This is a genomic window from Actinotalea caeni, from assembly GCF_009733795.1.
GTDB lineage: Bacteria > Actinomycetota > Actinomycetes > Actinomycetales > Beutenbergiaceae > Pseudactinotalea > Pseudactinotalea caeni.
Map to the genome: position 1 here is coordinate 120,157 of NZ_WNXX01000004.1, position 12,598 is coordinate 132,754.

Annotated in this window: 13 protein-coding genes and 2 tRNA genes; 8 read left to right on the plus strand and 7 right to left on the minus strand. The window is 72.3% G+C overall.

What is annotated here, in order from left to right:
• The first annotated feature begins 6 nt into the window (after window positions 1-6).
• Together GPA02_RS05140 and GPA02_RS05145 are read left to right on the plus strand one after the other, a co-directional pair.
• Window positions 7-846 (plus strand): sigma-70 family RNA polymerase sigma factor, encoded by an 840-nt coding sequence (locus tag GPA02_RS05140; RefSeq protein ID WP_156198831.1) that lies wholly within the window; start codon window positions 7-9, stop codon window positions 844-846.
• A gap of 73 nt (window positions 847-919) precedes the next feature.
• Window positions 920-1,882 carry a zinc-binding dehydrogenase gene (locus GPA02_RS05145; RefSeq protein WP_156198832.1) on the plus strand — a complete coding sequence of 321 codons (963 nt, stop codon included), beginning with the start codon at window positions 920-922 and terminating at the stop codon, window positions 1,880-1,882.
• A 25-nt stretch (window positions 1,883-1,907) separates the two neighbouring features.
• Here the strand turns inward: GPA02_RS05145 and GPA02_RS05150 are convergent, their stop codons facing one another.
• On the minus strand, window positions 1,908-2,585 hold the full coding sequence (locus GPA02_RS05150) for a D-alanyl-D-alanine carboxypeptidase family protein (protein WP_156198833.1): 678 nt from the start codon (window positions 2,583-2,585) through the stop codon (window positions 1,908-1,910).
• A gap of 87 nt (window positions 2,586-2,672) precedes the next feature.
• Between GPA02_RS05150 and GPA02_RS05155 the strand changes: the two genes are divergently transcribed.
• The 5 genes from GPA02_RS05155 (at window position 2,673) to GPA02_RS05175 (ending at window position 5,848) form a co-directional block, all read left to right on the plus strand.
• Window positions 2,673-3,350, plus strand: coding sequence for a response regulator transcription factor (locus tag GPA02_RS05155; RefSeq protein WP_156198834.1), 678 nt, complete (start codon window positions 2,673-2,675; stop codon window positions 3,348-3,350).
• Complete coding sequence (locus tag GPA02_RS05160) at window positions 3,343-4,467, plus strand: sensor histidine kinase (RefSeq protein WP_156198835.1); 1,125 nt, start codon at window positions 3,343-3,345, stop codon at window positions 4,465-4,467. The genes GPA02_RS05155 and GPA02_RS05160 overlap by 8 nt, the downstream gene beginning before the upstream one ends.
• Before the next feature lie 73 nt (window positions 4,468-4,540).
• Window positions 4,541-4,987 (plus strand): MarR family winged helix-turn-helix transcriptional regulator, encoded by a 447-nt coding sequence (locus GPA02_RS05165; protein ID WP_240133890.1) that lies wholly within the window; start codon window positions 4,541-4,543, stop codon window positions 4,985-4,987.
• A 115-nt stretch (window positions 4,988-5,102) separates the two neighbouring features.
• The gene (locus GPA02_RS05170; RefSeq protein ID WP_156198837.1) at window positions 5,103-5,423 is read left to right on the plus strand and encodes a DMT family transporter; all 321 of its coding nucleotides are present in this window, start codon (window positions 5,103-5,105) and stop codon (window positions 5,421-5,423) included.
• Window positions 5,424-5,449: 26 nt separating this feature from the next.
• Complete coding sequence (locus tag GPA02_RS05175; protein ID WP_156198838.1) at window positions 5,450-5,848, plus strand: DMT family transporter; 399 nt, start codon at window positions 5,450-5,452, stop codon at window positions 5,846-5,848.
• A 149-nt stretch (window positions 5,849-5,997) separates the two neighbouring features.
• Here the strand turns inward: GPA02_RS05175 and GPA02_RS05180 are convergent.
• The 3 genes from GPA02_RS05180 to GPA02_RS05185 all read right to left on the minus strand — a co-directional run bounded on the left by GPA02_RS05180 (window position 5,998) and on the right by GPA02_RS05185 (window position 6,316).
• Window positions 5,998-6,073: transfer RNA gene (locus GPA02_RS05180), tRNA-Ala, on the minus strand.
• Window positions 6,074-6,084: 11 nt separating this feature from the next.
• Window positions 6,085-6,201, minus strand: coding sequence for a DLW-39 family protein (locus tag GPA02_RS19240; protein ID WP_240133891.1), 117 nt, complete (start codon window positions 6,199-6,201; stop codon window positions 6,085-6,087).
• 41 nt (window positions 6,202-6,242) lie between these two features.
• A tRNA-Ile gene (locus GPA02_RS05185) sits at window positions 6,243-6,316 on the minus strand.
• A 128-nt stretch (window positions 6,317-6,444) separates the two neighbouring features.
• On the opposite strand from GPA02_RS05185, the gene GPA02_RS05190 reads away from it, so the two are divergent.
• Window positions 6,445-6,873 carry a lipoprotein LpqH gene (locus GPA02_RS05190; RefSeq protein ID WP_156198839.1) on the plus strand — a complete coding sequence of 143 codons (429 nt, stop codon included), beginning with the start codon at window positions 6,445-6,447 and terminating at the stop codon, window positions 6,871-6,873.
• 10 nt (window positions 6,874-6,883) lie between these two features.
• On the opposite strand, the gene GPA02_RS05195 is transcribed toward GPA02_RS05190, so the two are convergent.
• The 3 genes from GPA02_RS05195 to gyrB form a co-directional block, all read right to left on the minus strand.
• Window positions 6,884-7,456, minus strand: coding sequence for a DUF3566 domain-containing protein (locus GPA02_RS05195; protein ID WP_193567836.1), 573 nt, complete (start codon window positions 7,454-7,456; stop codon window positions 6,884-6,886).
• A gap of 60 nt (window positions 7,457-7,516) precedes the next feature.
• Window positions 7,517-10,108 (minus strand): DNA gyrase subunit A, encoded by a 2,592-nt coding sequence (gene gyrA, locus GPA02_RS05200; RefSeq protein ID WP_204986509.1) that lies wholly within the window; start codon window positions 10,106-10,108, stop codon window positions 7,517-7,519.
• Between the two features lie 92 nt (window positions 10,109-10,200).
• Entirely contained in the window at window positions 10,201-12,330 is a 2,130-nt protein-coding gene (gene gyrB / locus GPA02_RS05205) for a DNA topoisomerase (ATP-hydrolyzing) subunit B (protein WP_156198841.1), read from the minus strand.
• Window positions 12,331-12,598: the final 268 nt, after the last annotated feature.

The window sequence follows — 12,598 nt, forward strand, 5'->3', positions numbered from 1 at the left end:
GGCACGATGAGCGAGCGGACCGCGGACGCGCTGGCCGCGGCCTTCGACGAGCACCGCCGCTACCTGACCGCGGTCGCCTACCGGATGCTCGGCTCGCACGCCGACGCCGAGGATGCGGTGCAGGAGGCGTGGCTGCGGCTCGACCGGGCGGCGGCGGACGTGTCCGACCTGCGCGCGTGGCTGACGCGCGTCGTCAGCCGGATCTGTCTCGACCAGCTGCGGACGCGCGCTCGCCGTCGGGAGGACCCGCTCGCCGACCAGGTCGACGTCGAGGCGACGACACCGGGTCCCGCCGCCCACGCGGAGGCGGCGGACCGGGTCGGGTACGCGCTCATGCTGGTCATCGACCAGCTGCCTCCCGACGAGCGCCTCGCCTACGTGCTGCACGACGTCTTCGGCATGCCGTTCCCCGAGATCGCCGAGGTCCTCGACCGGTCACCCGTGGCAGCCCGAAAGCTCGCGAGCCGCGCGCGCGAGCGGCTGCGCGGCGGCGACCCGGACGCCCCTTCGGCGCACACCCTGCGCCGGCGGCGCGCCGTCGTCGAGGCCTTCCTCGCGGCGGCGCGCGGCGGCGACTTCGAGGCGCTCCTCGGCGTGCTGCACCCCGACGTCGAGCTGCGCATCGACCAGGGTCCCGCCGGCATCCGCGTCGTCCGGGGTGCGGAGCAGGTCGCGTCCGGGGCGTCGCGGTACCACGCGGGCGCCGGCCACCACACGTTCGAGGTGGTCGCGCTCGACGGCCGGTTCGGCATCCTCAGCTCGGTCGGCGGCGTGCCCACCTCGCTCCTGCTCGTCACCAGCGAGGACGACACGATCGTCGCGATGGAGGCGCTCGAGCTCGACTGACCGGTCCGTCCGGACCGTGACCTGCGCGCGCTCACCGCGGGAACGGCCACGGGGATCGGGCATCCTGGGTGCCATGCACGTCGTCGTCGCTGAACGACCCGGTGGGCCCGAGGTGCTGCGGTACGAGGCGCGGCCCGACCCCGAGCCGGGTGCCGGTCAGGTCCGCGTGGTCACCGAGGTCGCAGCGATCACCTTCGTCGACACACTGATCCGCGCCGGCAGCGCGGTGGCGCCGCCGGCGACGTTCCCGGTCGTGCTCGGCAACGGCGTCGCCGGCACGGTCGACGCCGTCGGTGACGGCGTCGCGGCCGACCTGGTGGGGCACCGGGTCGTCACGACCACGGGCGGCTCGGGCGGCTACGCCACCCACGCGGTCGCGCGCGTCGAGGACCTCCACGAGGTGCCCACGGGCCTCGCCTCCGACACCGCGGTCGCGCTGCTCGCCGACGGCCGCACCGCGATCGCGCTGCACCGCGCCGCGGCGGTCCGGGCGGGGGAGACCGTCGTCGTCACCGCGGCGGCGGGCGGTGTCGGCGGCCTGCTCGTGCAGCTGCTCGTCGCCACCGGTGCGCGTGTCATCGGGCTCGCGGGTGACGCCCGCAAGCGTGAGCACGCCCGCTCGCTCGGTGCCGACGTCGTCGTCGACTACCGCGCGCCCGGCTGGGTCGAGCAGGTGCGGCGCGCGGCGCCGGAGGGGGTCGACGTCGTCTTCGACGGCGTCAGCGGTGACCTCCCGGACCTCCTGCTGCCGGCCGTGCGCAGCGGCGGCCGCTACGTGCAGCACGGCGCCGCGGCCGGTCGCTGGACCACGATCGAGGCGGACCGGGCGGCCGCGGCGGGGGTGACCGTCGTCCCGCTGGCGGCGATCGGGACGCCCGAGGAGCTGCACCGCGCCACCGACGAGGCGCTGCGACTCGCCGCCGAGGGCCGCCTGCGGGTCACGGTCGGGCAGGTCTTCCCCCTCGCCGAGGCTGCGGCCGCGCACGCGGCGATCGGGTCCCGCGAGGCGCTCGGCAAGACGCTGCTGCGCCCCTGAGGCCCGGCGACCACGTCACCGGACGTCACCGGGAGGCGCTCGCGTCGGCGAGCAGCGCAGGGCAGCCGGTGTGCGCGGCGTCGGCGACCAGCTCGTAGTGCCATGGCTCGTTGGCGTAGACCTGGCACAACCCGTAGCGGGGGCCGTGCTGCTGCATCCAGCTCATCGCGTCGTAGGGGCCGATGTCGACGGCGTCGCCCGACACGTGCGACGAGGTCTGCGGGGTCGCGACCCACCGCTGCGCCTCGGTCGTCGACCCGTGCTCGGCGACCGCCTCGGCGAGCAGCGCCGCCTGGTACGCAGGGGATCGCCAGCCGCTCGTCACCTGGATCACGACGCCCCCGGCTGCAGCATCGGCAGCGGCCTCCCGCAGCGCCGCCAGCAGCGCGGGGTCGAGGTTCGCGACACCGGGCAGGTGGTCGTCATCGACGCTCGTCCCGTCGGGCAGGACGCCGTCGGCATGGCGAGAGTCCGCGTCGGTGGGCCGGCCGTCGGTCCCCTCCGCGACCGGTACGTCGTCGCGCGACTGGGTGTCCACCGGCGCGACGGCGCCGGAGTCCGCGGGCTGCCACGGCGGCTCGGCCCCGTCGCTCGCGGGCCATCCGGGAAGGAGGGTGAGCGAGAGCGCCACGCCGGCCGTGCCGAGCACGGCCAGCAGCAACACGGTGATCCGGCGGTCGCGCGTGCGGGTGCGTGTGGTCATGCCGGGCAGTCAACCGACGGCCCTGTTGCAGGGGCGTATGCGCAGATGCATACGCTCGCGATATGCCTGGCTCGTAGCATCGACGGCGTGCGGGTGCTGATCGTGGAGGACGAGCCCTACCTGGCGCAGGCGATCCGGGACGGGCTGCGTCTGCAGGCGATCGCGGCCGACGTCGCCGAGGACGGGGACACCGCCCTGGAGCTGCTCGACGTGCACGCCTACGACGTCGCCGTCCTCGACCGCGACATCCCGGGGCCGTCGGGGGACGACGTCGCGCGGTCGATCGTCGCCTCGGGCAGCGGGGTGCCGATCCTCATGCTGACGGCGGCCGACCGCCTGGACGACAAGGTGACCGGGTTCGAGATCGGCGCCGACGACTACCTGACGAAACCCTTCGAGCTGCGCGAGCTCGCGGTGCGGCTGCGCGCCCTGGCCCGCCGGCGCGGCGTCAGCCGACCGCCCGTCCGCGAGCTCGCCGGGGTGCGGCTCGACCCGTTCCGGCGGGAGGTGTACCGGGACGGTCGCTACGTCGCGCTGACGCGCAAGCAGTTCGCGGTGCTGGAGGTGCTGCTCGCGGCCGAGGGCGGCGTCGTCAGCTCCGAGGAGCTGCTCGAGCGGGCGTGGGACATGAACGCCGACCCGTTCACCAACGCCGTGCGCATCACGGTCTCTGCGCTGCGCAAGCGGCTCGGTGAGCCGTGGGTGATCGCCACCGTGCCCGGCGTCGGCTACCGCATCGACGCGGGCGGCGACGGCGATGGGTAGGAGGCCCGGGCTGAGCGTCCGCGCCAAGCTGGCGCTCAGCTACGCGGCGGTCGCGGTGCTGGTGGGCGGCCTGCTGCTGGCGGTCGTGTGGGTGTTCCTGCTGCGCTACGTGCCGGACGGCCCGCTCACGACCCCGCGAGGGTTCATCCCGAACCGCGGCGACCTCGAGCGCGCGTTCGTCCCGCGCGCCCGGCTCGCGATGATCTTCCTGCTGGTCGGGTCGCTGGTCGGCGGCTGGTGGCTGGCCGGGCGGATGCTGGCGCCGCTGGACCGGATCACGCGGGCGACGCGGCTGGCGGCACGGGGCGCGCTGGACCACAGGATCGCGCTGCCCGGCCGGCAGGACGAGCTGCGCGAGCTGGCGGACTCCTTCGACACGATGCTCGCGCGGCTGGAGGCGCACGTCGCCGAGCAGCGCCGTTTCGCCGCCAATGCCTCGCACGAGCTGCGCACCCCGCTCGCGACCATGCAGGCGATGATCGAGGTCGCGCGCACCGACCCCGACCGCGACGTCGACGCGCTGCTGACGCGGCTGCACGAGATCAACGCCAGGGCGATCGAGCTGACGGAGTCGCTGCTGCTGCTCAGCCGTGCCGAGCAGGCGGCGTTCGTGCCGGAGCCGGTCGACCTGTCGCTGCTCGCCGAGGAGGCGCTCGAGGAGCTGCTGCCGCTCGCGGAGCGGCGCGGTCTGCAGGTCGCCGCGGGCGGGGACCCGGCGCCGACGCTCGGCTCCCCGGCGCTGCTCGTGCAGCTGGCCTCCAACCTCGTGCTGAACGCGATCGTCCACAACGTCCCCGGCGGGACGGTACAGGTGAGCACGCGGCGGGCCGGCGAGGTCGTGGAGCTGGTCGTGGAGAACACCGGTCCGGTGGTCGCCGACGACCTGGTCGCGCGACTGGTCGAACCGTTCCAGCGCGGCAGCGAGCGCGTGCGTGCGGAGCAGCGCGGCGATCACGCCGGCGTCGGCCTGGGGCTGGCGATCGTCCGCACGATCACGCGCGCGCACCGGGGCCGCCTTCGCATCCGGGCACGCGACGGCGGTGGTCTCGTCGTGCGGGTGGAGCTCCCGACCGCCGATGTGGCCGCCGCGCGCGCCCTCCCCGCACGAGTGGACTGACGAGGGCTGTCGGCTCGCCGCCTCTCGTCTACTGTCTGTGCATGTGCACACAACTAGTCGAACGACGGCGAGCGTGAGCACCAGCGACGCCTGGGCACGGGTCGCGACGTTGGCCGCTGCCGTCGACGGCGCCCTGGACCGCTGGCTGGCCGAGCACCACCGCGTCGGTCTCAGCGAGTACCGGGCACTCGGGCTGCTGGTCGCGGCACCGGCCAAGGAGCTGCGGATCGCGGAGCTGGCCCACGCCGTCGGGCTGACCTCGACCTCGACGACGCGGCTGGTGTCGCGGTTGGAGAGCAAGGGGCTCGCCCGGCGTGACCTCTGCGAGGACGACGGCCGCGGCGTGTACGCGGTCGTCACCGACGCGGGCGAGACGCTCGTCCGCGAGGTGCGCGCACCGTACGAGGAGCGGCTGCGCGCGATCCTGACCGACCCCGCCACCGTGGTCCCGCACCTCGACGTCGACACGCTCGGCGCCTCCCTGCAGGAGGTCGCCGCGCTCGTCGCGCCGCCGCGCTGACCGGGTGCCACCTCGCGGACCGACGCCACATGCTCGACATATAGGTGCATGTACACGTACTGATCCGCCATCCATCGGCGACCCGGCGTCGCCATCACGAGAGGAACACCCCCGAATGAGCTGGCTCTACCTCGGTGTCGCCGTCGTCTTCGAGATCGCGGTCGGCATCGCCGCGGGCAAAGCGCGCGGCTTCACCCACCTGGGATGGACGCTTGCCACCCTGGCGAGCGGCGCCGTCGCGACCGTCTTCCTCAGCCGAGCGCTGCTGACCTTCGACGTCGGCGTCGGCTACGCCCTGTGGACCTCGCTCGCCGGCGTCGGCATCGTCGTCATCGGCGCGCTCTTCCTGTCCCAGCGCCTCACCTGGCGCAAGCTCCTCGGCGTCGCCGTCGTCATCACCGGCGTCGTGGGGCTCAACCTGGCCGGCGCGGCCTGACCCGGCACGATCGAGAGGATCCCCTGATGACCACGACCACCACCCCCCGTCCGGCCCGGGCCGAGACCACCCGGCGCGCCTGGCTGATGCTGCTCCTCGCGGGCGGCTTCGAGGTCGGCTACGCCCTGAGCGTCAACGGCTCGAACGGCTTCACCCAGCCGCTCTGGTCGGGCGTCGCCGTCGTCTTCTTCCTCGGCACCCTCTACTTCCTCAGCGTCGCGCTCAAGGCGATCGACGTCGGCATCGGCTACGCCGTCTGGGCCGGTATCGGCGCCATAGGCGCCGCGGTGCTGGGGCCGGTGCTCTTCGACGAGCACCTCACCCTCGCGAAGGCGGCGTGGCTCGCGGTGATCATCGCCGGCGTCGTCTGGCTGAAGCTCGCCGACCGCCCGGCATCGCGGGCCGCGGCCGAGGCCGCGGGCTAGTCCGTCCCGGCGGCGGACGGACTCGCTCGCCGCGACGGACGATCAGCGCGCGCGGGCATGCGCACGAGCAGGCTGCCATCCCGAGCGGGGCACCGGCGGCGGGAGCATCAGGTCGAGCAGGGGTCGTGCCGGTCCGCACGTCACGACCGTGGTGGAGCCAACGGGACTCGAACCCGTAACCCCCTGCTTGCAAAGCAGGTGCGCTACCAATTGCGCCATGGCCCCGTGTGGAGTTGTCAGACCGGGTCGGTGACCTCGGTCCAGAGGTCGCGCTGCTCGCGCTGATCGGCGAGCGCCCGGTAGACGGTGACGACCCCTGCGACGACGAGGCCCAGGAGAACGACCTTCTTCATCGCACGCCTCCCGATCCGGCGGCCTCGCCCGGACCGCTCGGTGGGCCTAGCTGGACTCGAACCAGCGACCTCTTCCTTATCAGGGAAGCGCTCTAACCGACTGAGCTATAGGCCCCTACACGTGTGTGCGCCCGAACCTGGGCGCCGACCGAGGATACCCCAGCCGACCCGCGCGCCCAAACTCGGGTGGCCTGTATCACGCGGCCCTCCCCGTGCTCCTGGTGCGCGGGAAGGGAGTGAGGCATGAGGCGACGTGGAGCCGCCGCGGCGGTCGCCGCCGTGTGCCTGCTCGCGACATCCGCCTGCACGTCCGCCGCCCCGGCCGCCGTCGACGCGACCGCGGCCACCCCGGCCCTCCACGACGCCGCGGTCCGGCTCGTCGTCGACGACGCCGCGCAGACCTGGCAGGCACCGGGCCTGTGCACCCGGGAGGGCGGCACCCTGTCGTTCGCGGCCGCCGACGAGCGCACCTCGGTCCGCGGCGAGCTCAGCCACGCCGACGGCCCACGGGTGCGCGACGTCGTCTGGACCGACCTCGCCCGCACCTACCTCGCCGACGGCGCGGCGACCGTCACCGGCGAGGGCGACGACTGGACGATCGTGGCGAGCGTCGCCCGCCCGGACGGCCGCGACCGCCACGTGGTGACGATCGCGCTGACGTGCTCGGCCTGAGACCGGCCGCTCAGTCGTCGGTCAGCGTGAGGTGCAGGCCGCCGACCATGGCGGCGACCAGGTTGTAGACGAACGCGCCGAGCGTGGCGAGCGCCGTGATGAGGACGATGTCGACGACGGCGATCACCGTCGCCACCGACAGCACGCGGGAGAACTCGAGGTACTCCAGGATCGTGCCGAACTGGTTCATCGCCTCGGCCTGCTCGATGATGCTGCGGATCTCGGCGAAGACCTCCATCTGGTTGAGCACCGACCAGACGGTCGCGGTGGCGACCACCAGACCGATGCCCATCGCGATCGCCAGCAGGAACGCGAGCTTCATGACCGACCAGGGGTCGACCCGCGAGACCGCCAGCCGCACGCGGCGCGGGCCCGGCGGCTTCGCCTTCGGGGCGGCCTTCTCGGCCGGCCGGGCGGTGTCGCGCTTGACCGTCCGCTCGGCCGTCGCCTCCGCGCCGCGCTCCACGGCAGGCTGCCGACCAGTGGCCGACACCCGGGTGGGGGGCGCGCCGGCGCCGCCCTGACGCGGGGGCACCGAGGGCGGCAGCGTCGAGCTGCCGGGGCTCACGGTCTTCTCGCTCATGCGTGGTCCTTGTGACGTCGATCGACGGTGGCGGGCCGGCGAGCGGTGACCAGTCGGGTGCTAGCCATCGGCGTCCGTCGACTCCGTGTCGTCAGACGACGGTACGCCATCACCCGCGCCCTCGTCGCCCTCTGCCGTCGAGTCGGCGGCTGCGTCGGCCCCCTCCGTCGCAGCGGAGCCGGCCGCGTCGGTCGCCTCCGCACCGGCCTCGGCGCCGTCCTCACCGGCGGAATCACCGTTGACGGCGGACTCGACGTTGCGAGCGACGGCGATGATGCGGTCACCCTCGTCGGGCTTGGCGAACGTCACACCCTGGGTGCTGCGTCCGGTCAGGTTCACCTCGTTGACCGCCGAGCGCACGATCTTGCCGCGCTCCATGATGACGAGCACCTCGTCGGTCTCCTGGGTGATGAGCGCACCGACGAGGTCGCCGCGCGCCTCGACCAGCTGCGCGACCTTGATGCCGAGACCACCGCGGCCCTGCACCCGGTACTCGCTCACCTTCGTGCGCTTCGCGAAGCCACCCTCGGTCACGACGAACAGGTCCGCGCCGTCGGTGACGACGTCCATGCTCAGCAGCGAGTCGTCGTCGCGGAACTTCATGCCCGTGACGCCGGAGGTCGCCCGACCCATCGGGCGCAGCGCCTCGTCCGTCGCGGTGAAGCGCAGCGACATGCCCTTGCGGGAGACCAGCAGCAGGTCGTCGTCGGCGTTGACCAGCCGCGCCGCGACCAGCTCGTCCGGCACGCCGTCGTCGTCCTCGCGCAGGTTGATCGCGATGAGGCCGCCGCTGCGCGGGGAGTCGTACTCGCCGAGCCGCGTCTTCTTCACCAGACCGCGCGAGGTCGCCAGCGCCAGGTACTCGGCCTGCCCGTAGTCGCGGATCGCGAGCACCTGGGCGATCCGCTCGTCCGGCTGGAACGCGAGCAGGTTCGCGACGTGCTGGCCCTTGGCGTCACGGCCGCCCTCGGGCAGCTCGTAGCCCTTGGCCCGGTAGACGCGGCCGAGGTTGGTGAAGAACAGCAGCCAGTGGTGGGTCGTCGTCGTGAGGAAGTGGTCGACGACGTCGTCGCCGCGCAGCTGTGCACCGCGCACGCCCTTGCCGCCCCGCCGCTGGGCGCGGTAGGCGTCGACGCGGGTGCGCTTGGCGTACCCGCCGCGCGTGATCGTGACGACCACGTCCTCCTCGGGGATGAGGTCCTCGACGCTCATGTCGCCGTCGTAGGGGAGGATCGTGGTGCGCCGCTCGTCGCCGAACTTGTCGACGATCGCGGCCAGCTCGGTCTTGATGACCTCGCGCTGCCGGGTGGGCGAGGCGAGGATCTCCTCGTACTCGGCGATCTCTCGCTCGAGCTGCGCGTGGTTGTCGAGGATCCGCTGCCGCTCCAGGGCCGCGAGACGGCGCAGCTGCATCTCGAGGATGGCGTTCGCCTGGTCCTCGTCGATCTCGAGCAGCTCCATCAGCCCGGTGCGTGCGTCGTCGGCGCTGGCCGAGGCACGGATGAGCGCGATCACCTCGTCGAGCGCGTCGAGCGCCTTGATGAGGGCGTTGAGGATGTGGATCCGCTTCTCGGCCTCCCGCTTGAGGAAGCGGGTGCGGCGCACGACGACGTCGATCTGGTGCTCCACCCAGTGCCGGATGAAGGCGTCCAGGCTCAGCGTCCGCGGGACGTTGTCGACCAGCGCGAGCATGTTCGCGCTGAAGTTGTCCTGCAGCTGGGTGTGCTTGTAGAGGTTGTTGAGCACGACCTTCGCGACGGCGTCGCGGCGCAGCACGATCACGAGGCGCTGGCCGGCGCGGCCGGAGGTCTCGTCACGGATGTCGGAGATGCCCGCGATCCGGCCGTCACGCACCAGCTCGCCGATCTTGGCGGCCAGGTTGTCGGGGTTGACCTGGTAGGGCAGCTCACCCACGACCAGGCACTGCCGGCCCTGGATCTCCTCGACCTCGACGACCGCGCGCATCGTGATCGAGCCGCGGCCGGTGCGGTAGGCGTCCTCGATGCCGCGGGTGCCGAGGATCAGCGCGCCCGTCGGGAAGTCGGGGCCCTTGATCCGCATCATGGCGTTCGCCAGCAGCTCCTCGGGGCCGGCGTCGGGGTGGTCGAGGTACCAGGTGACGGCGTCGGCCACCTCACGCATGTTGTGCGGCGGGATGTTCGTCGCCATGCCGACGGCGATGCCGGCGGAGCCGTTGACCAGGAGGTTCGGGAACCGCGCCGGCAGCACGGCGGGCTCCTGCGTGTGCCCGTCGTAGTTGTCGCCGAAGTCGACGGTGTCCTTCTCGATGTCCCGCACCATCTCCATGGCGAGCGGGGCCATCTTGGTCTCGGTGTACCGCGGCGCCGCGGCCGGGTCGTTGCCGGGGGAGCCGAAGTTGCCCTGGCCGAGCGCCAGCGGGTACCGCATCGACCACGGCTGCACGAGCCGGACGAGGGCGTCGTAGATCGCGCTGTCGCCGTGCGGGTGGTAGTGCCCCATGACGTCGCCAACGACGCGCGCGCACTTGGAGAACGCCGAGTCGGGGCGGTAGCCGCCGTCGTACATCGCGTACAGGATCCGGCGGTGCACCGGCTTGAGGCCGTCGCGGATGTCGGGCAGCGCCCGCCCCACGATCACGCTCATCGCGTAGTCGAGGTAGCTGCGCTGCATCTCCAGCCGCAGGTCGACCTGCTCGACCCGGTCACCCTCGGGCGTGGGCACGTCAGTGGTGGTGTCGTCGGTCACGCGTGGTCCTCGGTCCCTCAGATGTCCAGGAAGCGCACGTCGCGTGCGTTGCGCTGGATGAACGTGCGGCGCTGCTCGACGTCCTCACCCATGAGGATCGAGAACATCTCGTCGGCCGCCTCGGCGTCGTCGATCGTCACCTGCTTGAGCGTGCGGGTGTCGGGGTTCATCGTGGTCTCCCACAGCTCGTGGTAGTCCATCTCGCCGAGACCCTTGTAGCGCTGGATGCCGCCACCGTCCTTCTGCAGCCGCCAGCCGCGCGCCCGGCCCTCCGCGACCAGCGCGTCGCGCTCCCGGTCGGAGTAGACGTACTGGTGCGGGGCGTTGGCCCACTTGAGCCGGTACAGGGGCGGCATCGCGAGGTACACGTGGCCGAACTTGATGAGGTCGGTCATGTACCGGAACAGCACGGTGAGCAGCAGCGTGCAGATGTGCTGGCCGTCGACGTCGGCATCGGCCATCAGGACGATCTTGTGGTACCGCAGCTTGCTGATGTCGAAGTCCTCGCCGATCCCGGTCCCGAAGGCCGTGATGAGCGCCTGCACCTCGTTGTTGGCGAGCGCCTTGTCCAGCCGCACCCGCTCGACGTTGAGGATCTTGCCGCGGATCGGCAGGATCGCCTGCGTCTCGGGGTTGCGGCCCTGGACGGCGGAGCCGCCGGCCGAGTCGCCCTCGACGATGAAGATCTCGCTGATCGAGGCGTCGCGGCTCGAGCAGTCGCGGAGCTTGCCGGGCATGCCGCCGCTCTCGAGGACGCCCTTGCGGCGGGTCGCCTCGCGGGCCTTGCGCGCCGCGAGCCGGGCGGCCGCCGCCTGCACCGACTTGCGGACGATGTCGCGCGCCTCCGACGGGTGGGACTCCAGCCAGGCGCCGAGCTCGTCGTAGACGATCTTCTGCGTGAAGGTCCGGGCCTCGGTGTTGCCGAGCTTGGTCTTGGTCTGGCCCTCGAACTGCGGCTCGCCGAGCTTGATCGAGATGACGGCGGTGAGACCCTCGCGGATGTCGTCGCCCGTGAGGTTGTCGTCCTTCTCCTTGAGGAGGTTCTTCTCGCGGGCGTACCGGTTGATCAGCGTGGTGAGCGCCGAGCGGAAGCCCTCCTCGTGGGTGCCGCCCTCGGTCGTGGAGATCGTGTTGGCGTAGGTGTGCACCGACTCCGAGTACGCCGAGGTCCACTGCATCGCGATCTCGAGCGAGATCTTGCGCTCGGTGTCCTCCGCCTCGAACTCGATCACCTCGGGGTGGATCGGCTCGATCTTCTTGGCGCTGTTGAGGTGCTTGACGTAGTCGACCAGGCCGCCGTCGTAGCGGTAGGTGACGGTGCGCGAGGTCTCGACGCCGTCGCTGCCCGGGCCTGCGACGAGGTCGTCGTCGCTGACGCGCTGGTCGTCGAGGGTGATCGTCAGACCCTTGTTGAGGAACGCGTACTGCTGGAACCGGGCGCGCAGCGTCTCGAAGTCGTAGGTGGTGGTCTCGAAGATCTCCGGGTCGGCCCAGAACGTCTGCACCGTGCCGGTCTCGTCGGTGGGCTCGCCACGCACCAGCTCGGTCTGCGGGGTGCCGCCGTCGGCGAACGTCATCGACCAGTGGTAGCCGTCGCGCCGGACCTCGGAGACCATCTTGGTCGACAGCGCGTTGACGACCGACATGCCGACGCCGTGCAGGCCGCCCGAGACGGCGTACCCGCCGCCGCCGAACTTGCCGCCCGCGTGCAGCACGGTCATCACGACCTCGAGCGTGGGCCGCCCCTCGGTCGGGTGGATCGCCACCGGGATGCCGCGGCCGTTGTCGCTGACCCGGACACCGCCGTCGGGCAGCAGCTCGACGACGATCGTGTCGCAGTACCCGGCGAGCGCCTCGTCGACGGAGTTGTCGACGATCTCGTACACCAGGTGGTGCAGGCCGCGCTCACCGGTGGACCCGATGTACATGCCTGGCCGCTTGCGTACGGCCTCGAGCCCCTCGAGGACGGTGATGTTGCCGGCGTCGTACTCGCCGTTCGTCCTCTGCGGAGGGGTGCCGCCGGTCTGGTCCACCGCGGTCTGGTCTGGCACTGGCAGGGCTCCTCGTCCTCGTCCGCACGGGGCCGAACACCCACGTGGACACGCCGCGTCCCGACTGCTGGGCGTGCGCCACCTGCCGCGGTCCATCGTCCCGGTCGCGGGTCGTCGGACAGTCTCCTGACAGGCCTTGCAATTCTATCGTGACTGGGCCGATCCTCCTAACTATCCACAGGGTTTTCCACACCCGTGTGTCGAGCCGGTGGGAGCGCTGCCACGCCGCCGCCGGGAACCGGACGACCTCGGCCGGTCCGAGCACCGGCGCCGGTGCCCGCGCAGCGACCGCGAGGTGCCCGAAGGGCTCTGGGTCAGCGAGTACGCGTGGAGCCGCGCGTCGCCGATGCCGTAGCGGGGCTCG

What these genes read in the sequence shown, in the direction of transcription:
- GPA02_RS05140 (WP_156198831.1), top strand. Translation starts at nt 7, where the DNA reads ATGAGCGAGCGGACCGCGGACGCGCTGGCCGCGGCCTTCGACGAGCAC.
- GPA02_RS05145 (WP_156198832.1), top strand. Translation starts at nt 920, where the DNA reads ATGCACGTCGTCGTCGCTGAACGACCCGGTGGGCCCGAGGTGCTGCGG.
- GPA02_RS05150 (WP_156198833.1), bottom strand. Translation starts at nt 2,585, where the DNA reads ATGACCACACGCACCCGCACGCGCGACCGCCGGATCACCGTGTTGCTG.
- GPA02_RS05160 (WP_156198835.1), top strand. Translation starts at nt 3,343, where the DNA reads ATGGGTAGGAGGCCCGGGCTGAGCGTCCGCGCCAAGCTGGCGCTCAGC.
- GPA02_RS05170 (WP_156198837.1), top strand. Translation starts at nt 5,103, where the DNA reads ATGAGCTGGCTCTACCTCGGTGTCGCCGTCGTCTTCGAGATCGCGGTC.
- GPA02_RS05175 (WP_156198838.1), top strand. Translation starts at nt 5,450, where the DNA reads ATGACCACGACCACCACCCCCCGTCCGGCCCGGGCCGAGACCACCCGG.
- GPA02_RS19240 (WP_240133891.1), bottom strand. Translation starts at nt 6,201, where the DNA reads ATGAAGAAGGTCGTTCTCCTGGGCCTCGTCGTCGCAGGGGTCGTCACC.
- GPA02_RS05190 (WP_156198839.1), top strand. Translation starts at nt 6,445, where the DNA reads ATGAGGCGACGTGGAGCCGCCGCGGCGGTCGCCGCCGTGTGCCTGCTC.
- GPA02_RS05195 (WP_193567836.1), bottom strand. Translation starts at nt 7,456, where the DNA reads ATGAGCGAGAAGACCGTGAGCCCCGGCAGCTCGACGCTGCCGCCCTCG.
- gyrA (WP_204986509.1), bottom strand. Translation starts at nt 10,108, where the DNA reads ATGCAGCGCAGCTACCTCGACTACGCGATGAGCGTGATCGTGGGGCGG.
- gyrB (WP_156198841.1), bottom strand. Translation starts at nt 12,330, where the DNA reads ATGGACCGCGGCAGGTGGCGCACGCCCAGCAGTCGGGACGCGGCGTGT.